Below are 23553 nucleotides of genomic sequence, written 5' to 3' on the forward strand. Positions count from 1 at the left end.
TTTTCCGGTAGAAGCCCGCCCCATGGCGGGGTTCTCCGGGTAAACTGCGCGCACCGTCAACTTTCGCCTCCGTCCTCATGGTCCAAGAACTCACCGCCGAGCAGATCCGCCAGGCCCTGCAAGGCATCAGCGTGCCGCCGCAACCCCAGATCATGGTCGACCTGCAGATGGAGCAGGTCATGCCCAATCCGGACCTGAAGAACATTGCCAGGCTGATCAGCCAGGACCCGGGCCTTTCCGGGGCTCTCCTGAAACTGGTGAACTCGCCGTTCTTCGGCCTGGCCAATCGCATCACTTCGATCCAGCGCGCGGTGAACCTGCTGGGCAGTCGTTCGGTGATCAACCTGATCAACGCCCAGTCGATCAAGGGTGAGATGAGCGACGACACCATCGTCACCCTCAACCGTTTCTGGGACACCGCCCAGGACGTGGCCATGAGCTGCCTGAGCCTGGCCAAGCGGATCGGCTACGAATCGGTGGACGAAGCCTACGCTCTCGGCCTGTTCCACAACTGCGGCATCCCGCTGATGCTCAAGCGCTTCCCGCACTACATGGCGGTGCTGGAAGAGGCCTACGCCGCCGCCAGCGACGAACGCCGGGTGGTGGACACCGAGAACCGCGTGCTGAACACCAACCATGCGGTGGTCGGCTACTACACCGCGCGCTCCTGGCGCCTCCCGGAGCACGTCTGCGAGGCGATCGCCAACCACCACAACGCGTTGTCGATCTTCGGCGACGAATCGGCACGCGATACCCAACTGAAGAACCTGCTGGCGATCCTGAAGATGGCCGAGCACATCTGCGGTTCGCACCGGGTCCTCGGCAACCAGCCGGAAGACCACGAATGGAACAGCATCGGTGCGCTGGTGCTGGACTACGTCGGGCTCACCGACTACGACTTCGAGAACCTCAAGGGCTCGATCCTCGAGCTGGGCGTCGGCCAGGGCAGCTACTGACTGGCCGCGCCGCGGCGCTTCCTGCTAAGGTGCCGCGGTCAACCGGATTGCTGCCGCCATGCCCGAACTACCCGAAGTCGAAACCACCCGCCGGGGCATCGCCCCCTACCTCGAAGGCCAGCGCGTCGAGCGCGTGATCGTGCGCGAGCGGCGCCTGCGCTGGCCGATTCCCGAAGACTTGGACGTGCGCCTGTCCGGACAACGCATCGTCAGCGTCGAGCGCCGCGCCAAGTACCTGCTGCTGGGCGCCGAGGCCGGTACGCTGATCAGCCACCTGGGCATGTCCGGCAGCCTGAGGCTGGTGGAGAGCGGCACCCCGGCCAGTCGCCACGAGCACGTCGACATCGAGCTGGCCTCGGGCATGGCCCTGCGCTACACCGATCCGCGGCGCTTCGGCGCCATGCTCTGGAGCCTGGCGCCACTGGAACACGAGCTGCTGCGCAACCTCGGCCCGGAACCGCTGACCGACGCTTTCGCCGGCCAGCGTCTGTTCGAGCTGTCGCGCGGGCGGAGCATGGCGGTCAAGCCGTTCATCATGGACAACGCGGTGGTGGTCGGGGTCGGCAACATCTACGCCAGCGAAGCGCTGTTCGCCGCCGGCATCGATCCGCGCAAGCCCGCCGGGAGCATCTCCAAGGCGCGCTACCTGCGCCTGGCGGAGGAGATCAAGCGGATCCTGGCGATCGCCATCGAGCGCGGCGGCACCACCCTGCGCGATTTCGTCGGCGGCGACGGCCAGCCCGGTTACTTCCAGCAGGAATTGTTCGTCTATGGCCGTGGCGGGGAGTTCTGCAAGGTCTGCGGCAGCACCCTGCGCGAGATCCGCCTAGGCCAGCGCGCCAGCGTGTACTGCCCGCGCTGCCAACGCTGAAGCGCCGCGCCGCGCATACTCTACCGCCACAAGAAGGGCCGCCACGGTGAGCGGCCTGCCATAAGAAAGGTGCACGATGTCCGGCAATTACCTGCCTCGCAACACCCTGGTCGAGTCGCTCGGCCATGCCATGCTGAAACTCTCCGGCTGGAAGATCGAGGGCCAATTGCCCGCGCTCGACAAGTTCGTGGTGATCGGCGCCCACCACACCTCGAACTGGGACTTCGTGGCCTTCCTTGCCGCCAAGTTCGTCCTGCGCCTGAACGCCCGCTGGTTCGGCAAGCACACCCTGTTCAACGGCCCGCTGGGCGGCCTGATGCGGCGCTGGGGCGGTATCCCGATCCAGCGCCACCTGAAGCTGAATACCGTGGACCAGGCGATCCAGGCCTTCCGCGAGCACCGCGAGTTCATGCTGATCATCGCTCCGGAAGGCACGCGCAAGAAGGTCGACCGCTGGCGCATGGGCTTCTACCACATCGCCCGTGGCGCCGGCGTACCGGTGGTACCGGCGGCGCTGGACTACGAAAACCGGCGGATCGTCATCGGCGAACTCTTCTGGCCGACCGGCAACGAGGACGCCGACCTGTGCAGCCTGATCGGCTTCTACCGGCCGTTCATCCCGAAAAAGCCGCACTACGCATTCCTCGGCGATTGAAGGCGGTCACGCTGGCACTACCCGCAGCGCTGTTATAGTTAGGCGATATCTGCCCAACCAAAAACCAGAAAGGACCGCCTCCATGAACCTGTTTCGCACCACCGCGCTCGTGCTGGCGCTGACCACCGGGCTCTCGTCCATGCCCGCGCTGGCGGATGCCGTGCAGGAAAACGCCAGCGGCGACCCGATGTACACCGTCGAAGCGCCCCCCGCGTACGCCATGATCGGCGATCTGCTCATCGCCCGTCCCTTCCTGATCGCCGCCACGGCCGTCGGGGCGGTGGCCTTCGTGGTCAGCCTGCCGTTCACTGCGGCCAGCGGCAGCGTCGGCAAGGCCGGCCAGGCGCTGGTGGTCGATCCGGGCAAGGAAGCCTTCGTCCGTTGCCTGGGCTGCACCACCAGCGGCTATAACCACGACGAAAGCTGAGTTTCCAACGGAATGAAAAAAAGCCGGTCATCGACCGGCTTTTTATTTTCTCGATGCATTGCAGGGGGCACGGAGATTGGGCTAAGTCTTTTCTTCCGCCACGGCAGGCGGCAGCTATAGCGCCGTATCGGCCGATGACAGATGTTCCGCACGGACCGTTCGCGGCACTTGATCGGACTCTCCGATGGTGACAGTGTCCTGCTGACCAGCAAGGTCACAAGGTCGACCAGGGGTGGCCGACCGACTCAACCAAGATAAGGATTTCGCGTATGTTCAGTCAGTGGGTGTTCCTGTCCGTCCTTGCTCTTGCCATACCCTCGTTCGCCTGGGCGGAGGATGCGGCGTCCGACCTCGGCACGGAGCAGTCCAAGGCCGAGCAGGGCGACAAGCGCGGCGATGAACTGTTCGCCGAATTCACCCGCCTCCGCCAGGCCGCCGAGACGGGGGAGCCGCAGGCTCTGTTCGATTTCGGCGCCTACTTCTACCAGCAACAGAACTACGCCAGCGCGCGCGAATGGTGGGGCAAGGCGGCCGCTGCGGGGATGGTCCGCGCGCAGATCCAACTGGCCATGCTCTATCGCGATGGTGACGGCGGGCCACAGGACAAGACCGAGGCGGCACGCTGGTTCCGGAAGGCCGCGGAGCAGGGGGATGCCGCCGCCCAGAATGAAATGGGCGTTCTCTACTGGAGAGGCGAAGGGGTCGACCAGGACCGGGTGAAGGCCGGGACCTGGTTCGAACGCGCGGCGGCCAGCGGTAGCGAAGACGCCGAAACCAATCTGGGATGGTTCTACCTGGACGACTCGCAAGGCGTCTATTCCGCCACTTCAGACGAGGAAGCCGCCCTGCTGGACCGTTATGCCGGCAGCCGGGAAAAGGCCTTCCACTGGTTCTGCAAGGCTGCGACCCAGGGAGATGCCCGTGCCCAGTTCAAGGTGGGCGAGGCCTACTGGAACGGTTCCGGTGCCGGGATGAACAAGCTGCAAGCGCGGCTCTGGCTGGAAAAGGCCGCACAGCAGCAGGATGCGGATGCCATCGCCTGGTTGGAGAGCGCCGCGAACGCAGCCTGGTACACCCGCCTGGAAAACTGGATTCACGCTGCGCTGGATGGAGAGCTGTCCGGTGTCGCCGACTGCTCCGGTGCCGCCGATCGCCGGCACTCCGGCCGAGGCATGGAGGGCGCCCCGTCTGACCCGGAGGCGGTGGAAGCCAGTGCGGAGGATGCGCAGCAGGCGGTTGAAGCGGCGAGCCAGTGAGGCACGCCGCCTGGATTGCCAGCCGGACTCGTCGGCGAAATCCCTACGCGGCGCCTATCTGGGTGAGATCGTCGAGCATTTTTTGAGCGCTGTCTCTCGTTTGTTCAGTGCGGCCGAGGCTGCGCTTGCGCCTCCAGGGACAGAGACGAGTAGCCGATCCCGCGCGGGTCGCTGGCGGCGTCGACGCGGCCGCTGCGCTTGTCCCAGTAGAGCACCTGCTGGTTGCCGTAGCTGCGCTCCAGGCGTTTGAGCTGATAGCCGCGCCGGCGCAGTTCGGCGGCCTCGGCATCGCTGAAGGCGCGCGGTTCGTACTCGACGACGTCCGGCTTGTACTGGTGGTGGTAGCGCGGCGCGGCGACCCATTGGCCGACCGGGCGACCGTCGAAGTACTGCAGCATGGAGATCAGAACCATGCTCGGGATGCGGCTGCCGCCAGGGGTGCCGAAGGCGGCGAAGTCGGTCGGGCTTTCCAGGAAGCTCGGGCTCATGCTCGACAGCGGGCGCTTGCCGGCCGCCACCGCGTTCGCCTGGCTGCCGGCCAGGCCGTAGCTGTTGGCGCCCTGGGTGTCGGCGGCGAAATCGTCCATCTCGTTGTTCAGCACCACGCCGGTACCGGGAACGGTGAAGGCGGCGCCGAACGGCAGGTTCACCGAGAGGGTGGCGGCCACCGCGTTGCCCTGGGCATCGATCACCGCGAAGTGGGTGGTGTGGTCGCCTTCGCGCCAGGCCGGCGCCTCCGGCAGCGCCGAGCTGGGCGTGGCGCGGCGCGGGTCGATGCCGGCGGCAAGGCGCTTCAGGTAGTCCGGCGCCAGCAAACTGGGCAGCGGGTTGGCGACGAAGTCCGGGTCGCCGAGCAGGCCTCGATCGCGGTAGGCACGGCGCAGGACCTCCAGCACGTAATGGGCGCGCTGTACCGGCTCGGCCTTCTGCCACGGCAGCTGTTCCAGCATCTGCAGGCTCTGCGCCAGGGCGACGCCGCCGGCCGAGGGCGGCGGTGCGCTGATCAGTTCGCGGCCGTTGGCCAGCTTCACCTCCAGCGGGCGGCGTTCGATCACCCGGTAGTCGCGCAGGTCGGCCGCGCTCCAGATGCCGCCGCCGGCGCGGACCCCGGTGAGCAGCTTGTCCGCTGTCTCGCCTTCGTAGAAACCGATCCGCCCGTAGCGCCCGAGGCGTTCCAGGGTACGTGCCAACTGCGGTTGGCGGAGTAGGTTCCATTCGTCGGGGATTCCGCCCTTGTCGAGGAAGATCCGCGCGGTTTCCGGGTCCTTGCGCATCGCTTCCAGGCGCATGGCGGCGCGGTCACGGTAGATCCGGTCGACGGATATGCCATCCACCGCCAGGCGGATCGCCGGCACCAGATTGTCGGCCAGGGGCTTGCGTCCGTAGCGGCTGCTCAATTCGACCAGCGCCGCCGGCAGGCCGGGGATCGCCGCCGCCAGCGGGCCGTCGACGGACAGCCTGGGGTCGACCTTGCCATTGCGCCGGTACATGTCGGCGTAGGCGGCCTTCGGCGCGCGCTCGCGGGCGTCGAGGAAGCGATAGGTCGGCTGCGCACCGGCCTGGCGCAGAAGGAAGAATCCACCGCCGCCGAGTCCCGAGCCGTAAGGCTCGGCTACCGCCAGGGCAGCGGCGATGGCCGCCGCAGCGTCGAAGGCGTTGCCGCCATTGGCCAGGGTTTCCAGGCCGGCGACGGTCGCGGCCGGATGTGGCGTGGCGACGGCGGCCTGCTGCGGTGCGTGGGCGTCGCCGCGAAAGCTGTCGGCATGCGCCGCGAGGCTGAGCAGGGACAGGCCGCAGGCGGCGACCAGGGTACGGACGGGCAGGTTCAGGAAGGACATGGCGGCTCACTGTTCAGCGGCGTTCGCGGGACGGGGCCGCGAACGCCTCAGACTGGATTGCCAAGGATAGCCAAAAGCGCGTCGGACGGGGCGCGAACCGTCCCTGAAGGACAGGCGCCGGCGGGGATCAGGCCTTGCCGGTGATCTTCCGGTATTTCTCCATCAACTGGTCCTTGCTCTCGACATTGGCGTCGTCAAGGGGAATGCAGTCCACCGGACAGACCTGCTGGCACTGCGGCTCGTCGTAGTGGCCGACGCACTCGGTGCAGAGATTGGGATCGATCACATAGATTTCTTCGCCTTGCGAGATCGCGCCGTTCGGGCATTCGGGTTCGCAGACGTCGCAATTGATGCAATCGTCAGTGATTTTCAGGGACATCTAACAACTCCAACCGCGACGGACAGCCACGGCATCGGTAACGGGAATAGCGGAATTGTGCCGCATCGGCGCCCGCAGTGCACGCGGGACGCCGACGGGAGGCCGGCGGAGAGACGCGGATCAGCGCTTGAAACGTTCCGCCAGGGCGTCTGCCACGGCCGGATGCACGAACTTGCTGATATCCCCGCCGAGAGCGGCGATTTCCCGGACCAGCGTCGAGGAAATGAAGGAATACTTCTCCGACGGGGTGAGGAACATGCTTTCCACGTCGGGGGCGAGCTGGCGGTTCATGTTGGCCAGCTGGAACTCGTACTCGAAGTCGGAAACCGCGCGCAGGCCGCGGAGGAAGACATTCGCCTTCTGCTCCTTGACGAAGTGCGCCAGCAGGGTGGAGAAGCCCACCACCTCGACGTTCGGCAGGTGCTTGGTGACCTCCTGGGCCAGCGCAACCCGCTGTTCCAGGCTGAACAGGGGGTTCTTCTTGGGGCTGGCGGCGACCGCGATGATCACATGGTCGAAAAGCCGTGAAGCACGTTCGATCAGATCGCCGTGACCCTTGGTGATGGGATCGAAGGTGCCTGGGTACAGCACTCGGTTCATCGCTACGTCCTGGCAGGGTTTCGTAAGGGAATCGGATGGTAGCGCAGGGATGCCCGTGCGGCCAAGACGCACGGGCCATCGGCCTTTAGCCCATAGGTCTGATGGCGCCGGGCCGGCTGCCGCGGCGCGCGGCCGGCCCGGCGGCGGTTCAGGCCCTGGCCAGGCGTTCGGCCAGCGCGCTGGCCAGTTGCGCGGTAAGACCGTAGACCGAGAGCTGCGGGTTGGCGCCGATGCTGGTGGGGAACAGCGAGCCGTCGTGGATCGACAGGTTCCGCAGGTGGTGATGGCGGCCGAGGCTGTCGGCCACCGCCACGGCCGGGTCTTCGCCCATGGCGCAGCCGCCCATGACGTGGGCGCTGCCCAGGCGCGTGCGGTAGATCTCCAGGCGCAGGCCGTCGATGATCCCGCGCGCCTCCTGCAGGTTCTTCGCGCTACGCGCGTCGCTGTGCACCGGCCGCACTTCCCGGGCGCCGGCGGCGAACTGGATCTCCGCCATGGTATGGAAGGCACGGCGGATACCGTCCCAGGTGTAGTCGGTCATCCGGTAGTCGAGCACTGGGGTGTCGTCGCCGCGCAGGCCGACCGAGCCCTCCGCGCTGTCCGGGTGGAAGCCGTCGCGGAGCAGGGCGAGCATCATGTTGGTATGCGGTAGCTGTTCCATGCGCAGGGCGTTGTCGCTGCCGAAGCCGCCGAGCAGCACCGAGGCCAGCGACGGTTGCAGCGGCGGCACCTCCAGTTTGTAGGACATGCGTCCGGTGACACCGTCGTCCCATTGGAAATGGTCGGAGTAGATCGACTGCGGTGCGCCGTAGAAGGGGTTGATCACCCGGTCGAACAGCCCCGCGCTGAAATTCACCGTGTGCAGGAAGGTGCGCTTGCCGACCCGCTGGCTCGGATCAGGCGCCTTCGAGCGGAGAAGAATCGCCGGGGTGTTGATGCCGCCGCCGGAGAGCACGTAGTGCCTGGCCCGGACCCTGATCCGGCGGCCGTTGGGCGCCACGCAGCGCTCATCCATGCCCAGGCATTCGAGGCCCGTCACCTTGTCGCCGTCCAGCAGCAGCCGGTTGGCGCGCGCCAGGTAGAGCAGCTCGCCACCCTTGTCGAGGGTCGCCGGGATGGTGGTGACCAGCATCGACTGCTTGGCGTTGACCGGGCAGCCCATGCCGCAGTAGCCGAGGTTCCAGCAACCGAGGACGTTGCGCGGGATGACCTTCCAGTGATAGCCGAGCTTCTCGCAGCCCAGGCGGATCACGTCGTTGTTGGCATTCGGCGGCAGCGCCCAGGGCGCCACGTGCAGGCGCTGCTCCATTTTCTCGAACCAGGGCGCCATGTCCTCCGCGCTGTGGCCCTTGACCCCGTAGACCTGGGCCCAGTGCTGCAGGGTCGGTTCCGGGGTGCGGAAGCTGCTGGTCCAGTTGATCAGGGTGGTGCCGCCCACGGCGCGGCCCTGGAGGATGGTGATGGCGCCGTCCTTGCTCATCCGGCCGATGCCTTCCTGGTACAGCTCGGGGTAGGCGTCGGCCTCCTGCATCTTGAAATCGCTGCTGGTCTTCAGCGGGCCTTCTTCCACCAGCAGCACCTTCAGGCCGGCGGCGCTGAGGATTTCCGCGGTGGTGCCGCCGCCGGCGCCGGTGCCGACCACGACCACGTCGGCCTCCAGCTCCAGGTCGTCGTCCAGGCGCGAGCCGTTGTAGGTTTTCCAGCCGCGGGCGAGGCCCTCGGCGAACAGATCGGGTACAGGCATGAATGCACTCTCAGGCTAGGCGGCTTCGGGCTCTTCGTATTGTTCCGGGGGCGGCTCAAGCGATCTTCGGCGGTCCGGGGTAGCCACAATGGGCCCACGCCTCGGGGCGGGCGTACCAGGCCATCATCGCCAGTTGCATCAGCGAACTGTGGCCCATCCGCAACAGGCCGATGAAGCTGTTTTCCCAGCGCGAAAGGAATGCCCGCACGTCGTCGCCGCTGGCGTTCTCCCAACTGCCCCAGATACCGGTGAGCGGGCCACGGGTGAGCGGCAGGGCGAGCACGTCGAAGAGTTGCTGGGTGAGCTTGAACATCTCCGGGGAGAGCCGCGCCAGGTTGTGGTCGAGGCTCTGGATCGCGCCCTCCACGGCTTTCGGCATCTGCTCGGCGGAAACCGCGCCGAGCAGCATCACCGGCAGCAGCGCACGGAGGAACGGCAGGTCGGATTCGCGGACCTTTTCCAGGCCGCTCGCCGGTTTCTCCGCCGAACAGCCGGTGAGGCTGGCGGTGACGCCCGCGGTGGCGAGGAAGGCGCCGCCGATCAGGCCGACTTTCATCAGGCTGCGTCGGGACAGGCCGGCGCTTTCAAGGGTGGTGTCGCTCATTGTTGTTATGTCACCTGCAGCGTAGGAATGAGGGGGCGCCGCACGCGCCCCGGTTCAGCGCACGAACAGCTTGTAGACGAGCTTCTGGATCGACTTGCCGTAGGGGGGGTAGATCATTCGCGCGGCGTTGAAGCGCGGCTTGCTGAACACGCCCTTGGCCTTGCTGAAGGTGAGGAAGCCTTCGTGGCCATGGTAGTGGCCCATGCCGGAGGGACCGACGCCACCGAACGGGATGTCGTCCTGGGCGACATGCAGCAGGGTGTCGTTCAGACACACACCGCCTGAGTGGGTCTCGTGCAGCACGCGCTGCTGCTGCGCCTTGTCGTAGCCGAAGTAGTACAGGGCCAGCGGTCGCGGGCGCTGGTTGACGTAGGCCAGGGCGTCTTCCAGGCGCTCGTAGGGGATCACCGGCAGCAGCGGGCCGAAGATTTCCTCCTGCATCACTTTCATGTCGTCGCTGACGTTCAGCAGCAGCGTCTGCGGCAGGCGCCGTTGCTGGCCTTCGGCGAACAGCGGGACGAGGGTCGCGCCCTTCTCGCGGGCGTCGTCGAGATAGCCCCGGAGGCGGCCGAGCTGGCGCTCGTTGATGATCGCGGTGTAGTCGGGGTTGTCCGAAAGACGCGGGAAGAAGCCCTGGACCACCTCCTTGTACTGACTGACGAATTCCTCGACGCGCCGGCTCGGTACCAGCACGTAGTCGGGCGCGACGCAGGTCTGCCCGGCGTTGAGGCTCTTGCCGAAGGCGATCCGCTCGGCGGCGTCCTTCATCGGCACGCTGTCGGAGACGATCGCCGGCGACTTGCCGCCCAGCTCCAGGGTGACCGGGGTCAGGTTCTCGGCGGCGGCGCGCATCACGTGCTTGCCGACGCTGGTGGCGCCGGTGAACAGCAGGTGGTCGAACGGCAGCTTGGAAAAGGCCACGCCGACGTCTACCTCGCCTAGCACCACGGCGACCTGGTCCTCGGGGAAGATCCGCGCCAGCAGGTCCTTGAGCAGGCGCCCGGTGGCCGGGGTCGACTCGCTCATCTTGATCATCACCCGGTTGCCGGCGGCGAGGGCCCCGGTCAGCGGGCCGATGGAGAGGAACAGCGGATAGTTCCAAGGCACGATCACCCCGACCACGCCCAGCGGCTGGTACACCACCTGGGCCGAGGCCGGCTGGAATTGCAGGCCGACCGCGCGGCGCGCGGGCTTCATCCACTTCTTCACGCGCTTGGCGGCGTAGTGGATGCCGTGCAGGCTGGGCATGATCTCGGCGAGCAGGGTCTCGTCGGCGGAGCGCGCGCTGAAGTCCCGGTCGATGGCCTCGATCAGTGCCTGCTGTTCCTTGAACAGCAGGTCGCGCAGGGCCTTCAGCCACTGCACGCGCTGCGTGGCGTCGGGCATCGGCTGCGCCAGGTAGGCGGCGCGCTGGCGGGCGAAGAGGGCTTCGAGCTGGTTGATTTCCTGCTGGCTCTGCTGCAGGTAGGCGATATCGGCGACCATGGGCTGGCTCCTCGGCGAAGCGTGGGCGGCTGCGTGGCCGCGCGTCTGTCGTTATGGCGGACCTGGTTCGGTCCGATGAATTTCGCTGCGTCGCTGGATTTCTAGAGTAAATACTCTAAAGTGTCAAACAGCATGCCTGCCAGCCCGGCGCTTGCGTACCCAACGAAAGGCGGGCCGGTCTCGGGCCGCCACCCCGGGGGCTGACCCGGGCGGCCGGCTTTGTGTACCTTCTACGCTGTCACGGCGGGGCGCGCCCCGCACTGTTACCCGAACGAGCCCGTCGTCCCCATGGCACCACGCATCAAGACCCGCGATCGCATCGCCCAGGCCAGCCTGGAACTGTTCAACGCCCAGGGCGAGCGCAGCGTCACCACCAACCATATCGCCACCCACCTGGGTATATCGCCTGGGAACCTCTACTACCACTACCCGAACAAGCAGGCGATCATCGCCGAGCTGTTCGCCGAGTACGAAAGCCACGTCGAGAGCTTCCTGCGCCTGCCCGAAGGGCGGGGTCTGACGGTGGACGACAAGACCTTCTACCTGGAAGCGCTACTGGCCGCGATGTGGCGCTACCGCTTCCTCCACCGCGACCTCGAGCACCTGCTGGAAAGCGACCCGGAGCTGGCGGCGCGCTACCGCGCCTTCGCCCAGCGTTGCCTGGTCAACGCCAAGGCGATCTACCGGGGCTTCACCGAGGCCGGCATCCTGCGGATGAACGAGACCCAGCTGGAGGCCCTGACCCTCAACGCCTGGATCATCCTCACCTCCTGGGTGCGCTTCCTCTGCACCACCCTCGATCTCGACGGCGACCTCAGCGAGGCGCAACTGCGTCGCGGCATCTACCAGGTGCTGGCGCTGGAGAGCGGGCACATCGAGGCGCAGGCCCAGGATGCGGTGGACGGGATTTCCGAGCGGCTCTACGTGCCGCTCTGATCGCGCAGGGTTTTCTCCAGCACCTGCTGGATGTGGATGCCGTGGCGGCGGAAGAAGGCTTCGGTACCGAGGGTGGCGTCGGTGAACAGGTAGGCGCCGCGGTGATCCTCGGCGAAGCGCCGCAGCAGGGCTGCGCCGACGCCGCTGCTCTGTGCGCCGGGCAGCACGGCGATTTCCGCCAGCCAGACGCGAATCGGTGTTTCTTCCTCGGCGCGCAGCAGGCCGACCAGGCGGCCGTCGCGTTCGGCCAGCAGGGAATACCCGGAATGCTGGTACAGCGTGCGTAGCTCGGCAGGCGGCATGCGCCGGTCCCAGCCGACCGCCGCGTGGATCGCCAGGATCGCCTCGCAGTCGGCGTCGTCGAGCATCGGGTTGTGCCGCAGCGTCAGTTCCATTCGCCCCCCTTTTTCCTTCAGCCTGTTCCTATTCTGCCGCCCGTCGCCGGACGCCGGCCAGCTCAGTGCTGCCGCAGGCGGGCCTCCAGCCAGTCGGGGATGCGTCGTTCCAGGTAGTAGGTGGGCTGGCGCGGAGAGCCGTCGACGAAGCCGACGTGACCGCCGCGGGCGTGCAGCTCCAGCTCGGTGCAGGGTGCCAGTTCGCTGCGATCGGGCAGGCTGCGGGCGAACACGAAGGGGTCGTCGCTGGAATGGATGATCAGGCTCGGCGTGCGGATGTCCGGCAGGTAGTAGCGGCTGGACGCGCGCCGATAGTAATCCCTGGCGTCGGCGAAGCCGTGCAGCGGCGCGGTGACCCGGCCGTCGAAGTCCCAGAAGGTGCGCATGCCCTCCAGCGGACCGAGGCGTTGCAGGGCGGCCAGGCCTTCCGCCTGGCCCTGCTCGCCGAACAGCCGCTGCTTGTCCTGCACGTAGGCCAGCATGGCCTTCATGAAGTGCGCCTGGTAGACCCGGGAAAAGCCCAGGCCGATGCGGTCGGCGCACTCGTCCAGGCGGAACGGCACCGACACCGCGACGCCGCCGAGCAGCGGGCAGTCCCCAGCGGTTTCGCCCAGGTACTTGAGCAGCACGTTGCCGCCCAGCGAATAGCCGACCGCGTACAGCGGCGCTTGCGGGCGCCTGGCGCGCAGGTGCGCGACCACCTCGGCGAGGTCGTCGCTGACCCCGGAATGGTAGCCGCGCGGCAGGCGGTTCGGCTCCCCCGAGCAACCGCGCCAGTTCAGCGCCACGCTGGCCCAGCCGCGCTCCAGCAGGGCGCGCTGCAGACCGAGGATGTAGTGCGACGAGGATGACCCGGTGAGGCCGTGCAGCGCCAGCACCAGCGGGGTCTCGGCATCGTGCGGGCCGGCCCAGTCGAGGTCGATGAAGTCGCCATCGGCCAGCCACAGGCGTTCGCGCTGCCGTTCCAGGGTCGGCCCGCGGCGGAAGAACGGGCTCCACAGGGTCTGCAGGTGCGGATTGGGCAGCCACCAGGCGGGCTGGAAGGTCGGGGACGCGGTCATGCGCAGGTCATGGGCGGTGGTGGTGTGGCCACCAGCTTACCAGCCGAACTCGTCGGCGAGGTCCTCCGCCCGCTGGCGCGAACCGAGGATCGGTTGCAGTTCGTCGACGAGCTGCTGCCGATAGCGGGGCGCGACGCTGCAGTCGTCCAGCAGGATGTCCTCGCCGGCGCCGCTCCAGACCTCGCCGAAGCAGGCCAGGCTGGCCGCCATCTGCCACAGGTCGTCGAAGCACGGCGCCGGGTCCCAGCCCCTGCCGCCATGCAGGTCGAAGAGTATGCGCCCGCTGCCGGTCTCGAGGATGAACGGGTCGGCGCCCTGGTCGGCCACCACCAGCCAGTCGTCCTGCCAGCCCGACAGGCGCTCGCCGCTGATGCCGTGCCAGCGATAGCCGGCCTGGCGCTGCCAGAGGCGGGCCAGGGACGGCAGGAAAAATGGGTTGCCGGCACTCTCCAGGGTGCAGTCGAGTGGGCCGACCTCGCGGTAGAAACGCTCCAGCTCGGCGGGCAGGGCGATATCGCCCTGCCAGTCGGCGGCGGGTTGCGCCGCGCAAGGCTCGCCAAGCGCCAGCAGGCGTTGGCGAATGCTCGCGGAAGCCGGGCTCATCCTCAGGCTCCCCGCTGCCAGAGCGCGTAATGTACGTTGCCGGCTTTCTTTTCCCGGTGCAGCCGCCAGTTTCCGGGCAGGCCGAGGGACGAGGGGACGCTCTCGCTCTCGGTATAGATCCAGGCGTCGGGGTTCAGCCAGCCGCGGGTTTCGAGCAGGCGGCAGGCGTCCTGCAGCAGGTTCTGATGGAACGGCGGGTCGAGGAACACCAGGTCGAAGGCGCTCGGAGCCTGGTTTCCCAGGTAGCGCACGGCATCGCCGAGGACCAGTTGGGCGGTGCCGCACTTGAGCGCGTCGAGGTGGTTGCGCAGGGCCGCCACCGCTTCGCCGTTGGTATCCAGGGCCAGCCCTTCGCGGGCGCCGCGCGACAACGCCTCGAGGAACAGCGCGCCGCTGCCGGCGAAGGGATCGAGCACCCGTGCGCCTTCGACATAGGGTGCCAGCCAGTTGAACAGGGTCTCGCGGACCCGGTCCGGGGTCGGTCGCAGGCCGGGCCCGTCGGGAAAGACGAAACGCCGGCTGCGCCATTCGCCACCGATGATCCGCAGCTGTCCCTGGCCGCCGTGGCGGCCGGGGGCTTTCGCAGTAGGTTTACTCATCAATGCTCCGGAACGCCGCTGGGTTGCTGGGCCGGCTTGGCGGTGGGTGGCGGCAGGGGTTTCTGCGGCACGCTCGGGCCGGCGCTGACGATGACGAAGGCGTCGGCGTCCAGGTGCTTGGCCATGGCGCTCCTGACCTGTTCGACGCTGAGTCCCTCGACCTGCTTGAGGAAGCTTTCCAGGTAGTCCAGCGGCAGGCCGTAGAAACCGATGGCGCCGAGCTGGCCGACGATGTCGGCGTTGCTCGCGGTGGACAGCGGGAAGCTGCCGGCCAGTTCGCGCTTGGCGTCGTCCAGTTCCTTCTGGGTCGGGCCGTTGGCCAGGTAGTCGCGGACGATGTCCTGGACCAGCTTCAGCGCCCCCTCGCTGAGTTCGGCGCGGGTCTGGAAGTTGATCATGAACGGACCGCGTGCCTGCATGGCGGTGAAGCCGGAATAGATGCCGTAGGTCAGGCCGCGCTTTTCTCGCACCTGGTCCATCAGGCGGGTGCCGAAGCCGCCGCCGCCGAGGATCTGGTTGCCCAGGTAGAGCGCCGCGTAGTCGGGATCCTGGCGGTCGATGCCAAGCTGGGCGAGCATCAGGTGGGTCTGCTCGGAGGGGAAGTCGATGCGCGTCAGGCCGGGCTTGGGCGTTTCCGGCTGGACGGTCTTGGCCAGCGCCGGGCCCTGGGGCAGCGCCTTGGAGACTTCTGCGGCGATCGCTTCGGCCTCCTGCCGCGAGAGGTCGCCGACCAGCGCGATGACCACGTTGCCGGCGGCGTAGGCTTTCTTGTGGAACGCCTGCAATTGTTCGCGGCTGATCGGTGGAATGGACTTTTCGTCGCCGTCGCTGGAGTGCGCGTAGGGATGCTCGCCATAGAGGCGCTTGAACAGCTCCAGCCCGGCCAGCTTGCCGGGGTTCTGCTTCTGGTACTCGAAACCGGCCAGGACCTGGTTCTTGATGCGTGCCAGGGCGTCCTCGGGGAAGGTCGGCTGGCCGATCACCTGTTCGAACAGCTTCAGCGCCTGGGTCCGCTTGTCGGCGTCGGACAGGCTGCGCAGGCCGGCCACCGCCATGTCGCGGTAGGAACCGTTGCTGAACGAGGCGCCGAGGTCCTCGAAGCCGGCGGCGATGGCAGTGGTGTCCTTGCCCGGCACGCCTTCGTTGAGCATGGCGTTGGTCAGCATCGACAGGCCGGGGGTGCCGGCGTCCTGGCTGCTGCCGGCGGCGAAGGTCAGGCGCAGGTCGAACATCGGCAGTTCATGGGCCTCGACGAACAGCACCTTGGCGCCTTCGGCGGTCTTCCATTCCTGGATGTCCAGCTTGCGATGGACCGGCGCCTGCTTGGCGACGTCCTTCAGCGACTGCAACTGGTTTTCCTCGACCGCCGCGGCATGGGCCGCCGCCGGGGTCTGGGTGGGACGCGCGACGAAATAGGCCAGCGCGGCCAGCAACGCGATGACGATCAGGCCGAGCAGGCCATAACGCAGCCCTGTGCGCTCACTCATGACGGGCCTCCTTTTCCTCGGCCTTCACAGGCAGCACTTGCGCCAGGGTCAGGCGCGACGGGGTGAAATAGGTGCGGGCGGCTTTCTGGATATCGTCCGGAGTCACTGCCTTGAGGGCCTCCAGGTCCTGGTCGATCAGCTTCCAGGACAGGCCGACGCTTTCCAGCTGGCCGATGCTGCTGGCCTGGGCGGCGATGGAGTCCTTCTCGTAGACCATCCCGGCGATCATCTGCGCGCGCACGCGCTCGATCTCCGCGGCGCTGGGCGGGTTCTGCTTGAGGTCATCGAGCTGCTTCCACAGACCGGCCTCGACCTGCTCGAGGGTCTTGCCCTTCTGCACGTTCGGCGTGGCCGAGAGGACGAACAGGCTGTCGCCGCGGTTGAACGCGTCATAGTAGGTGGAGGCGCCGGCGACCAGCTCCTCGCCGCGCTCCAGGCGCGAGGCCAGGCGGGCGCTGTAGCCGCCATCGAGCAGCGCGCCGATCAGGCGCAGGGCGTTGACTTCGCGAGGGTTCTCGCTGCTGCCCAGGCTGGGCACGTTGAAGCCCATGATCAGGTTCGGCAGCTGGGTGCGTACGTACAGCTTGAGCCGGCGCTCGCCGGGCTCGGCCAGTTCCAGCGGCTTGCGCGCCGGCGGCAGCTGGCGCCAGGGGATCTCGCCGAAGTAGCGCTTGGCGAGGGTCTTGACCTCGTCGGCGGTGACGTCGCCGACCACTACCAGGGTGGCGTTGTTCGGCGCGTACCAGGATTCGTACCAGTGGCGCAGGTCGTCGATGGTCATGCGCTGCAGGTCGGCCATCCAGCCGATGGTCGGGGTGTGGTAGCCGCTGGCCGGGTAGGCGGCGGCCTTGAAGCGCTCGAAGGCGAGGGCGTTGGGATTGTCGTCGGTGCGCAGGCGGCGCTCCTCCTTGATCACCTCGATCTCGCTCTTGAACTGGTCGGCCGGCAGGCTCAGGTGGGCCATGCGGTCGGCTTCCATCTCCAGCGCCACCGGCAGGCGGTCGCGGGCCAGGACCTGGTAATAGGCGGTGTAGTCGTCGGTGGTGAAGGCGTTCTCTTCCGCACCCAGGTCGCGCAGCACCCGCGAGGCTTCGCCCGGGCCGAGCTTGCGGCTGCCCTTGAACATCATGTGTTCGAGGGCGTGGGACAGGCCGGTGAGCCCGGGTGTCTCGTAGCTGGAGCCGATCCTGTACCAGAGCTGGGAAACCACCACCGGGGCGCGGTGGTCTTCACGCACTATGACCTTCAGGCCGTTGTCGAGGCTGAACTCGTGGGTGGGCTGGGTTTCCGCCGCCTGGGCGAAAAGCGGGAGACAAAGGCTGGCTAGGAGCAGGCCGACGCGGCGGCGAGCTGGGGTTTTCATGGTGATCTGGACCTTTCGTGCCGCCACCGGGGTCTCAGGTCACTGCGGGGCAGGACCCTTAGCCCCGTCGGGCGAGGAGATGCTAGGATACCCATCCGTTTTCCGGGCGGCCACGTCCCGTGCCGCTCCCTTGAGATACAAGCATTCATGTTTGGTTCCAACGACGACAAGAAGGCCCCGCAGGGCGGGGAAAAGAAAGGTCTGTTCGGCTGGTGGCGGAAAAAGCCGCAAGCCGGCGAGCAGCCTGCCGATCAGCCTGTCGAGCCGGTCTCCGAGACAGCGGCCGCCGAGCAGCGCGCGCCTGCCGATGACGTGGCGCAATCCCTGACAGAACAGCCAGGTCGGCAGCAGCCCTCTGCTGCCGAGCCGGCCGAGCCGGCGCCGGTTGCCGAAGCACCGCTCGCCAGTGACGAGCCAGCGTCGGCCGAGGAGCATTCGCCCCGGCCCGAGGCGCCCGTCGCGCAACCCGAGCCTATCCTGGCTGCCGAGCCCGAGCCCGAGCCCGAGCCCGAGCCCGAGCCCGAGCCCGAGCCCGAGCCCGTTGCGCCGCTGGCCGCCGCTCCGGCAGTCAGCGAGCCGGCGACCAGGCCGGGCTTCTTCGCCCGCCTCCGGCAGGGACTGTCCAAGACCAGCGCCAGCATCGGCGAAGGCATGGCCAGCCTGTTCCTCGGCCGCAAGGAAATCGACGACGACCTGCTCGACGACATCGAGACGCGCCTGCTGACCGCCGACGTCGGCGTCGAGGCCACCACCCTGATCGTGCAGAACCTGACCAAGCGCGTGGCGCGCAAGGAGCTGGCCGACAGCGGCGCGCTGTACAAGGCGCTGCAGGAAGAGCTGGCCAGCCTGCTGCGCCCGGTGGAGCAGCCGTTGCAGGTCGACGTCGCGCGCGAGCCCTATGTGATCCTGGTGGTCGGGGTGAACGGCGTGGGCAAGACCACCACCATCGGCAAGCTGGCGAAGAAGCTGCAACTCGAGGGCAAGAAGGTCATGCTGGCCGCCGGCGACACCTTCCGCGCCGCCGCCGTGGAGCAGTTGCAGGTCTGGGGCGAGCGCAACCGCATCCCGGTGATCGCCCAGCACACCGGCGCCGACTCCGCCTCGGTGATCTTCGACGCGGTGCAGGCCGCCAAGGCCCGCGGCATCGACGTGCTGATCGCCGATACCGCCGGACGCCTGCATACCAAGGACAACCTGATGGAGGAGCTGAAGAAGGTGCGCCGGGTGATCGGCAAGCTGGACGAGACGGCGCCCCATGAGGTCCTGCTGGTGCTCGACGCCGGCACCGGGCAGAACGCCATCAACCAGGCCAAGCAGTTCAACCTCGCGGTGGAGCTGACCGGCCTGGCCCTGACCAAACTGGACGGCACCGCCAAGGGCGGGGTGATCTTCGCCCTGGCCAAGCAGTTCGGCCTGCCGATCCGCTATATCGGTGTCGGCGAGGGGATCGACGATCTCCGTACCTTCGAGGCCGACGCCTTCGTCCAGGCACTCTTCGCAGAGCGGGAGAACGCATGATCCGCTTCGAGCAGGTCGGCAAACGCTATCCCAACGGCCACGTAGGCCTGCACGAGGTGTCCTTCCGCGTGCACCGTGGCGAGATCCTCTTCGTCACCGGCCACTCCGGCGCCGGCAAGAGCACCCTGCTGCGCCTCATCCTGGCGATGGAGCGACCGACCAGCGGCAAGCTGTTGCTCGGCGGCCAGGACCTGGGGCGCATCACCACCGCGCAGATCCCTTTCCTGCGCCGGCAGATCGGCGTGGTGTTCCAGAACCACCAACTGCTCACCGATCGTACGGTGGCGGACAACATCGCCCTGCCGCTGCAGATCCTCGGCATGCCCAAGCCGGAGATCGCCAAGCGCGTGGCCTCGGCCCTGGAGCGGGTGAACCTGAAGGAAAAGGGCGAGGCGTTGCCTTCCGACCTTTCCACCGGCCAGCAGCAGCGGGTCGGCATTGCCCGCGCCATCGTCCACCAGCCGGCCCTGCTGCTGGCGGACGAACCCACCGGCAACCTCGACCCGCGACTCGCCTCGGAAATCATGGGCGTGTTCGAGGATATCAATCGCCTGGGCACCACCGTACTGATCGCCAGCCACGACCTGGCCCTGATCGCCCGTATGCGCCATCGCATGCTGACCCTGCAGCGTGGCCGGATCATCGCTGACCGTGAGGATGAGGCCTGATGAGCGCCAACGATCTTCCCCGTGGCCCCGAAGAGGGCGCACCGGAACGCAAGACCCGCGAGAAACCGAGCCAGGAGCAGACCGACTGGAGCGGCTCGTTCAGCGCCTACCTGGAAAGCCATCGCGCCAGCCTGGTGGACAGCCTGCGCCGGTTGTTCGGCCACCCGTTCGGCAGCTTCTTCACCTGCCTGGTGATGGGTATCACCCTGAGCCTGCCGATGGGCCTCTCGCTGCTGCTGAACAATGTCGAACGGCTCGGCGGCTCCTGGCAGCGGGCGGCGCAGATATCCCTGTTCCTCGACCTGAAGACCAGCGAAAATCAGGGCCAGGACCTGCGCGAGCAGATCGAGCGCCTGCCGGACGTGATCGAGGCCCAATTGATCAGCCGCGAGCAGGCGCTCAGCGAATTGCAGGAACAGTCCGGCCTGGGCGAAGCGCTCAAGGAGCTGCCGGAGAACCCGCTGCCGCCGGTGATCTCGGTCACGCCCAAGCAGATCGACCGGGCTGGCCTGGAGGCACTGCGCCAGCAGCTCGCGGAGCTGCCTCATGTGCAGCAGGCGCAGCTCGACCTGGTATGGGTCGAGCGCCTGAGCGCGATCCTCAAGCTCGGCGAACGCTTCGTCTTCGGCCTGACCATCCTGCTGGTGCTGACCCTCTTGCTGGTGGTGGGCAACACCATCCGCCTGCACATCGAAAATCGCCGTAACGAAATCGAGGTGATCAAGCTGGTCGGCGGGACGGACGGTTACGTGCGCCGGCCATTCCTGTACATGGGCGCGTTGTACGGCCTGGGCGCGGGCATCCTGTCCTGGGCGCTGCTGGCCTATTCGCTGAACTGGCTGAACGGTTCGGTGGTCAACCTTTCAGGGCTGTACGGCAGCGACTTCGGCTTGCAGGGCGTGCCGCTGGACGACGGCCTGTCGCTGACCGTGGGCGCGGTGCTGCTTGGCTGGGTCGGCGCCTGGCTGGCCGTGGCCCGCCACCTGCGCGAGCTGGCGCCGCGCTGAGGACAGGCGGATCACGACCGGCCAGCGGGTCGCTGTAAAGGAACTTATACACCCGCTTGCAGTCAGATATCCGAGTGCTACACTGCGCGAGTTTCGTGAATCGGAGGATTCGCATGACCACTTCTTTGCAACCTGTACATGCCTTGGTTCCAGGCGCAAACCTGGAAGCCTACGTGCACTCGGTGAACAGCATTCCGCTGTTGTCGCCGGAACAGGAGCGTGAACTGGCCGAACGCCTCTTCTATCAGCAAGACCTGGAAGCGGCGCGGCAGATGGTGTTGGCGCACCTGCGCTTCGTTGTTCATATCGCCAAGAGTTATTCGGGGTACGGCCTGGCCCAGGCCGACCTGATCCAGGAAGGCAACGTCGGCCTGATGAAGGCCGTGAAGCGTTTCAACCCGGAAATGGGCGTTCGCCTGGTGTCCTTCGCCGTGCACTGGATCAAGGCGGAGATCCACGAGTTCATCCTGCGCAACTGGCGGATCGTCAAGGTCGCCACCACCAAGGCGCAGCGCAAGCTGTTCTTCAACCTGCGCAGCCAGAAGAAGCGCCTGGCCTGGTTGAACAACGAGGAAGTCCATCGCGTCGCCGAGAGCCTGGGGGTCGAGCCCCGCGAAGTGCGCGAGATGGAAAGCCGCCTGACCGGCCAGGACATGGCGTTCGACCCGGCCGCCGACGCGGACGACGAGAGCGCCTACCAGTCGCCGGCGCATTACCTCGAAGACCACCGCTACGACCCGGCGCGCCAGTTGGAAGACGCCGACTGGAGCGACAGCTCCAGCGCCAACCTGCACGAGGCGCTGGAAGGCCTCGACGAGCGCAGCCGCGACATTCTCCAGCAGCGCTGGCTGTCCGAGGAGAAGGCCACGCTGCACGACCTGGCGGAAAAGTACAACGTTTCCGCCGAGCGTATCCGGCAGCTGGAAAAGAACGCCATGAGCAAGCTGAAAGGGCGGATTCTCGCCTGATCGCCGCGCCTCGCGAAAACCGCACCCCGCAAGGGTGCGGTTTTTTTCTGCCCGGAGGAATCCCATGCCGCGCAATACCCGCTGGCTGTTCTACTTGTCGCTGGCGGTCCTGACCTTCGTCGTCGGCGCCTGGCTGGTCCGTACGCCGGAACCGGCGCGACCGTTGCCGTGGCTGGCCGACTGGCAGGAGCAGGTGCTGGCGCCGTTGGCGGACAACGCCTTGACCCTGCGCCAGCTGCACGACGCGGTGGATGGCGAGTTGTGGGTGGACCCGCGCCTAGATGGCGTGCGCCTGGCCTTCCGTGGCCGCCTGCTGGGCGACGGCGGCCCCTGGCAGGTGGAAGGCGAGCTGGGCCTGAGCGCCGAGGAGCAACTGAGCCTGCAGCGGGCATCTGCGTTGCAGCCTGGCAGCGCGCCGCAGCCATTGAGCGCCGGATTGGAAGGACAGTTGGGCGACAAGCCGATCGTGGCGCTGAGCATGATTCCCGAAGGCAGGGTCGGTGCCGAGCGGCTGCTGGCCAGTCTCGGCCAGCCGCGCCTGCGCCTGCAACTGGCCCAGGGCGAGGCCTGGGTCTATCCGCAACTGGGCCTGACCGCGCACCTGCCGGACGACGACTTGCGACTGATGCTCGCGGTGCCGCGCCAGGCCCTGGAAAAACCGCCGCGTTGAGCTTTCAGCGCTCCAGGCGCAGCAGGTAGTCGTCGCCGCCCAACTGCCACATCTGCTGGCGAATCCAGGCCGCGCGCTGGCGTACGTAGGGGCCCGGCCTGGCCGCGCTCCATTTCAGCGGGCTGGGCAGCACCGCGGCGAGCTGGCTGGCCTGGGTGCGGCTCAGGCGCTCGGCGTCGAGGCCGAAGTGATAGCGTGCCGCAGCCTGCGCGCCGAAGACGCCCGGGCCCCATTCGGCGCTGTTCAGGTAGACCTCGAGAATCCGTTGCTTGGTCCAGAGCGTCTCGATCAGCAGGGTGAACCAGGCCTCCAGGCCCTTGCGCAGCCAACTGCGCCCGGACCAGAGGAAGACGTTCTTCGCCACCTGCTGGCTGAGCGTACTGGCGCCGCGGATACTGCCGCCGCGCTCGTTGTGCGCGAGGGCCTGCTGGATGGCCGGCAGGTCGAAGCCGTGGTGCTCGGCGAAGTGCTGGTCCTCGCCGGCGATCACCGCGACCTTCAGGCTGTCCGGCAACTGCTCCCAGGAGCGCCAGTCGCGCTGCAGGTCGATGGGCTGGCCGTCGACCCAGGAGCCGACCTTGCGTTCGACCATGACCATGGTCCCCGGTGGCGGCACCCAGCGCAGGACCGCGACCAGCACGACGCTGGCGGCCATGAACCAGAGCAGGTACTTGAACAGGCGGCGGAACAGGGATCGCAACATGCGCGGCTTGGCTTGGAAGAAGGGGGCGGCCATTATAGCGGGCTGGATGCTATCACCGGAGTCTTGTCCATGCTTCGTCCCTTCCTGTTGTTGGCGGCATTTTTCGGTTTCACCGGCGTGGCCCTCGGGGCGTTCGCCGCCCACGGCCTGAAGAAGCAGCTCAGCGCCGAGTACCTGGCGGTATTCCAGACCGGCGTGCACTACCAGTTGATCCACGCCCTGGCGCTGTTCGGCGTGGCGCTGCTCGCCACCCGCCTGGACGGCCGCCTGGTGAGCGCGGCGGGTGGCCTGTTCACGCTGGGCATCCTGCTGTTCTCCGGCAGCCTCTACCTGCTGACCCTCAGTGGCATCGGCAAGCTCGGCATCGTCACCCCGTTCGGCGGCGTCTCCTTCCTCGCCGGCTGGCTGTGCCTGGGGCTGGCCGCCTGGCGCCTGGGCAACGCCTGAGACCAGTTGCCTCAGGCGGCGCACTTGTCGACAAGGCGCCTTGGTCATCGGGGTGGATCGGGCTAGAATGCCGCTCCCTTTCACTTTCGTGACCGTCCAGCCATGCAGATTCAACTGAACGGCGAGCCCTTCGAGCTGCCCGACGCGCAGAGCGTCGCGGACCTGCTGGCCCGCTTGGAGCTTGGCGGCCGCCGCGTGGCCGTCGAGCTGAACCTGGATATCGTGCCGCGCAGCCAGCACGCCAGCACCGCGCTCAAGGATGGCGACCGCGTGGAGATCGTCCACGCCATCGGCGGCGGCTAGGCCTGGCCCC

The 23553-nt window shown here is 67.4% G+C and carries 26 protein-coding genes; 13 read left to right on the plus strand and 13 right to left on the minus strand.

Annotation, left to right across the window (positions count from 1 at the left end; genetic code table 11):
* Positions 1-131: 131 nt before the first annotated feature.
* From LJF27_RS19400 to LJF27_RS19420, 5 genes are all read left to right on the plus strand, one after another.
* Entirely contained in the window at positions 132-956 is an 825-nt protein-coding gene (locus LJF27_RS19400; protein WP_003118789.1) for an HDOD domain-containing protein, read from the plus strand.
* A 58-nt stretch (positions 957-1014) separates the two neighbouring features.
* Positions 1015-1827, plus strand: a complete 813-nt coding sequence (gene mutM, locus LJF27_RS19405; protein ID WP_003102876.1) for a bifunctional DNA-formamidopyrimidine glycosylase/DNA-(apurinic or apyrimidinic site) lyase — start codon at positions 1015-1017, stop codon at positions 1825-1827.
* A gap of 76 nt (positions 1828-1903) precedes the next feature.
* Positions 1904-2482 carry a lysophospholipid acyltransferase family protein gene (locus tag LJF27_RS19410; protein ID WP_003117887.1) on the plus strand — a complete coding sequence of 193 codons (579 nt, stop codon included), beginning with the start codon at positions 1904-1906 and terminating at the stop codon, positions 2480-2482.
* Positions 2483-2564: 82 nt separating this feature from the next.
* Positions 2565-2909: a hypothetical protein gene (locus tag LJF27_RS19415; protein WP_003084452.1), complete on the plus strand. Its 345-nt coding sequence runs from the start codon at positions 2565-2567 to the stop codon at positions 2907-2909.
* Between the two features lie 269 nt (positions 2910-3178).
* The gene (locus tag LJF27_RS19420) at positions 3179-4165 is read left to right on the plus strand and encodes a tetratricopeptide repeat protein (protein ID WP_003117888.1); all 987 of its coding nucleotides are present in this window, start codon (positions 3179-3181) and stop codon (positions 4163-4165) included.
* Positions 4166-4269: 104 nt separating this feature from the next.
* On the opposite strand, the gene ggt is transcribed toward LJF27_RS19420, so the two are convergent.
* From ggt to LJF27_RS19450, 6 genes are all read right to left on the minus strand, one after another.
* Entirely contained in the window at positions 4270-6003 is a 1734-nt protein-coding gene (ggt, locus tag LJF27_RS19425; RefSeq protein ID WP_004346651.1) for a gamma-glutamyltransferase, read from the minus strand.
* 127 nt (positions 6004-6130) lie between these two features.
* On the minus strand, positions 6131-6382 hold the full coding sequence (locus tag LJF27_RS19430; RefSeq protein ID WP_003084462.1) for a YfhL family 4Fe-4S dicluster ferredoxin: 252 nt from the start codon (positions 6380-6382) through the stop codon (positions 6131-6133).
* A gap of 120 nt (positions 6383-6502) precedes the next feature.
* Positions 6503-6982 (minus strand): pantetheine-phosphate adenylyltransferase, encoded by a 480-nt coding sequence (gene coaD / locus LJF27_RS19435; RefSeq protein WP_003084466.1) that lies wholly within the window; start codon positions 6980-6982, stop codon positions 6503-6505.
* Positions 6983-7130: 148 nt separating this feature from the next.
* Positions 7131-8726, minus strand: a complete 1596-nt coding sequence (locus LJF27_RS19440; RefSeq protein ID WP_003102870.1) for a GMC family oxidoreductase — start codon at positions 8724-8726, stop codon at positions 7131-7133.
* Positions 8727-8781: 55 nt separating this feature from the next.
* A complete protein-coding gene (locus LJF27_RS19445; protein ID WP_003084486.1) occupies positions 8782-9330 on the minus strand; it encodes a hypothetical protein in 549 nt (182 codons plus the stop codon).
* 54 nt (positions 9331-9384) lie between these two features.
* A complete protein-coding gene (locus LJF27_RS19450; RefSeq protein ID WP_003102868.1) occupies positions 9385-10815 on the minus strand; it encodes a coniferyl aldehyde dehydrogenase in 1431 nt (476 codons plus the stop codon).
* Positions 10816-11103: 288 nt separating this feature from the next.
* Here LJF27_RS19450 and LJF27_RS19455 point away from each other — a divergent pair, with 288 nt between their 5' ends.
* Positions 11104-11751, plus strand: coding sequence for a TetR/AcrR family transcriptional regulator (locus LJF27_RS19455; protein WP_003084488.1), 648 nt, complete (start codon positions 11104-11106; stop codon positions 11749-11751).
* Here the strand turns inward: LJF27_RS19455 and LJF27_RS19460 are convergent.
* The 6 genes from LJF27_RS19460 to LJF27_RS19485 all read right to left on the minus strand — a co-directional run bounded on the left by LJF27_RS19460 (position 11736) and on the right by LJF27_RS19485 (position 17286).
* The gene (locus tag LJF27_RS19460) at positions 11736-12146 is read right to left on the minus strand and encodes a GNAT family N-acetyltransferase (protein ID WP_003102866.1); all 411 of its coding nucleotides are present in this window, start codon (positions 12144-12146) and stop codon (positions 11736-11738) included. The genes LJF27_RS19455 and LJF27_RS19460 overlap by 16 nt on opposite strands.
* Before the next feature lie 62 nt (positions 12147-12208).
* Complete coding sequence (locus tag LJF27_RS19465) at positions 12209-13207, minus strand: hydrolase (protein WP_003084490.1); 999 nt, start codon at positions 13205-13207, stop codon at positions 12209-12211.
* 36 nt (positions 13208-13243) lie between these two features.
* Positions 13244-13810 (minus strand): hypothetical protein, encoded by a 567-nt coding sequence (locus tag LJF27_RS19470; protein ID WP_003084491.1) that lies wholly within the window; start codon positions 13808-13810, stop codon positions 13244-13246.
* A gap of 2 nt (positions 13811-13812) precedes the next feature.
* Positions 13813-14409 (minus strand): 16S rRNA (guanine(966)-N(2))-methyltransferase RsmD, encoded by a 597-nt coding sequence (rsmD, locus tag LJF27_RS19475; RefSeq protein ID WP_003102864.1) that lies wholly within the window; start codon positions 14407-14409, stop codon positions 13813-13815.
* Positions 14409-15896: a M16 family metallopeptidase gene (locus LJF27_RS19480; RefSeq protein WP_003117890.1), complete on the minus strand. Its 1488-nt coding sequence runs from the start codon at positions 15894-15896 to the stop codon at positions 14409-14411. Before LJF27_RS19480 ends, rsmD begins: the two co-directional genes overlap by 1 nt.
* On the minus strand, positions 15889-17286 hold the full coding sequence (locus LJF27_RS19485) for a M16 family metallopeptidase (protein WP_003084498.1): 1398 nt from the start codon (positions 17284-17286) through the stop codon (positions 15889-15891). Before LJF27_RS19485 ends, LJF27_RS19480 begins: the two co-directional genes overlap by 8 nt.
* Before the next feature lie 120 nt (positions 17287-17406).
* On the opposite strand from LJF27_RS19485, the gene ftsY reads away from it, so the two are divergent.
* The 5 genes from ftsY (at position 17407) to LJF27_RS19510 (ending at position 22090) form a co-directional block, all read left to right on the plus strand.
* Entirely contained in the window at positions 17407-18777 is a 1371-nt protein-coding gene (gene ftsY, locus LJF27_RS19490; RefSeq protein ID WP_004346639.1) for a signal recognition particle-docking protein FtsY, read from the plus strand.
* Positions 18774-19445, plus strand: coding sequence for a cell division ATP-binding protein FtsE (gene ftsE / locus LJF27_RS19495; protein ID WP_003084505.1), 672 nt, complete (start codon positions 18774-18776; stop codon positions 19443-19445). The genes ftsY and ftsE overlap by 4 nt, the downstream gene beginning before the upstream one ends.
* Positions 19445-20452, plus strand: coding sequence for a permease-like cell division protein FtsX (ftsX, locus tag LJF27_RS19500; RefSeq protein WP_003084508.1), 1008 nt, complete (start codon positions 19445-19447; stop codon positions 20450-20452). Before ftsE ends, ftsX begins: the two co-directional genes overlap by 1 nt.
* A 113-nt stretch (positions 20453-20565) precedes the next feature.
* Complete coding sequence (gene rpoH / locus LJF27_RS19505; RefSeq protein WP_003084510.1) at positions 20566-21420, plus strand: RNA polymerase sigma factor RpoH; 855 nt, start codon at positions 20566-20568, stop codon at positions 21418-21420.
* A 64-nt stretch (positions 21421-21484) separates the two neighbouring features.
* Entirely contained in the window at positions 21485-22090 is a 606-nt protein-coding gene (locus LJF27_RS19510) for a hypothetical protein (RefSeq protein ID WP_003084511.1), read from the plus strand.
* A gap of 4 nt (positions 22091-22094) precedes the next feature.
* Here the strand turns inward: LJF27_RS19510 and mtgA are convergent, their stop codons facing one another.
* Positions 22095-22826 (minus strand): monofunctional biosynthetic peptidoglycan transglycosylase, encoded by a 732-nt coding sequence (mtgA, locus tag LJF27_RS19515; RefSeq protein ID WP_003100972.1) that lies wholly within the window; start codon positions 22824-22826, stop codon positions 22095-22097.
* A 36-nt stretch (positions 22827-22862) separates the two neighbouring features.
* On the opposite strand from mtgA, the gene LJF27_RS19520 reads away from it, so the two are divergent.
* A complete protein-coding gene (locus tag LJF27_RS19520) occupies positions 22863-23240 on the plus strand; it encodes a DUF423 domain-containing protein (protein WP_003084513.1) in 378 nt (125 codons plus the stop codon).
* Between the two features lie 102 nt (positions 23241-23342).
* A complete protein-coding gene (thiS, locus tag LJF27_RS19525) occupies positions 23343-23543 on the plus strand; it encodes a sulfur carrier protein ThiS (RefSeq protein ID WP_003084514.1) in 201 nt (66 codons plus the stop codon).
* Positions 23544-23553 lie beyond the last annotated feature (10 nt).

It is taken from the genome of Pseudomonas sp. 203-8, assembly GCF_020708595.1.
GTDB lineage: Bacteria > Pseudomonadota > Gammaproteobacteria > Pseudomonadales > Pseudomonadaceae > Pseudomonas > Pseudomonas aeruginosa.

Bases quoted from the DNA above. Each gene is read 5' to 3' on its own strand.
- LJF27_RS19440 (WP_003102870.1), bottom strand. From the start codon at position 8,726: ATGCCTGTACCCGATCTGTTCGCCGAGGGCCTCGCCCGCGGCTGGAAA.
- ftsE (WP_003084505.1), top strand. From the start codon at position 18,774: ATGATCCGCTTCGAGCAGGTCGGCAAACGCTATCCCAACGGCCACGTA.
- thiS (WP_003084514.1), top strand. From the start codon at position 23,343: ATGCAGATTCAACTGAACGGCGAGCCCTTCGAGCTGCCCGACGCGCAG.
- LJF27_RS19450 (WP_003102868.1), bottom strand. From the start codon at position 10,815: ATGGTCGCCGATATCGCCTACCTGCAGCAGAGCCAGCAGGAAATCAAC.
- LJF27_RS19420 (WP_003117888.1), top strand. From the start codon at position 3,179: ATGTTCAGTCAGTGGGTGTTCCTGTCCGTCCTTGCTCTTGCCATACCC.
- LJF27_RS19455 (WP_003084488.1), top strand. From the start codon at position 11,104: ATGGCACCACGCATCAAGACCCGCGATCGCATCGCCCAGGCCAGCCTG.
- rpoH (WP_003084510.1), top strand. From the start codon at position 20,566: ATGACCACTTCTTTGCAACCTGTACATGCCTTGGTTCCAGGCGCAAAC.
- rsmD (WP_003102864.1), bottom strand. From the start codon at position 14,409: ATGAGTAAACCTACTGCGAAAGCCCCCGGCCGCCACGGCGGCCAGGGA.
- ftsX (WP_003084508.1), top strand. From the start codon at position 19,445: ATGAGCGCCAACGATCTTCCCCGTGGCCCCGAAGAGGGCGCACCGGAA.
- ftsY (WP_004346639.1), top strand. From the start codon at position 17,407: ATGTTTGGTTCCAACGACGACAAGAAGGCCCCGCAGGGCGGGGAAAAG.
- LJF27_RS19480 (WP_003117890.1), bottom strand. From the start codon at position 15,896: ATGAGTGAGCGCACAGGGCTGCGTTATGGCCTGCTCGGCCTGATCGTC.
- LJF27_RS19465 (WP_003084490.1), bottom strand. From the start codon at position 13,207: ATGACCGCGTCCCCGACCTTCCAGCCCGCCTGGTGGCTGCCCAATCCG.
- LJF27_RS19470 (WP_003084491.1), bottom strand. From the start codon at position 13,810: ATGAGCCCGGCTTCCGCGAGCATTCGCCAACGCCTGCTGGCGCTTGGC.
- LJF27_RS19445 (WP_003084486.1), bottom strand. From the start codon at position 9,330: ATGAGCGACACCACCCTTGAAAGCGCCGGCCTGTCCCGACGCAGCCTG.
- mutM (WP_003102876.1), top strand. From the start codon at position 1,015: ATGCCCGAACTACCCGAAGTCGAAACCACCCGCCGGGGCATCGCCCCC.
- LJF27_RS19510 (WP_003084511.1), top strand. From the start codon at position 21,485: ATGCCGCGCAATACCCGCTGGCTGTTCTACTTGTCGCTGGCGGTCCTG.
- ggt (WP_004346651.1), bottom strand. From the start codon at position 6,003: ATGTCCTTCCTGAACCTGCCCGTCCGTACCCTGGTCGCCGCCTGCGGC.
- mtgA (WP_003100972.1), bottom strand. From the start codon at position 22,826: ATGGCCGCCCCCTTCTTCCAAGCCAAGCCGCGCATGTTGCGATCCCTG.
- LJF27_RS19460 (WP_003102866.1), bottom strand. From the start codon at position 12,146: ATGGAACTGACGCTGCGGCACAACCCGATGCTCGACGACGCCGACTGC.
- LJF27_RS19415 (WP_003084452.1), top strand. From the start codon at position 2,565: ATGAACCTGTTTCGCACCACCGCGCTCGTGCTGGCGCTGACCACCGGG.
- coaD (WP_003084466.1), bottom strand. From the start codon at position 6,982: ATGAACCGAGTGCTGTACCCAGGCACCTTCGATCCCATCACCAAGGGT.
- LJF27_RS19430 (WP_003084462.1), bottom strand. From the start codon at position 6,382: ATGTCCCTGAAAATCACTGACGATTGCATCAATTGCGACGTCTGCGAA.
- LJF27_RS19410 (WP_003117887.1), top strand. From the start codon at position 1,904: ATGTCCGGCAATTACCTGCCTCGCAACACCCTGGTCGAGTCGCTCGGC.
- LJF27_RS19520 (WP_003084513.1), top strand. From the start codon at position 22,863: ATGCTTCGTCCCTTCCTGTTGTTGGCGGCATTTTTCGGTTTCACCGGC.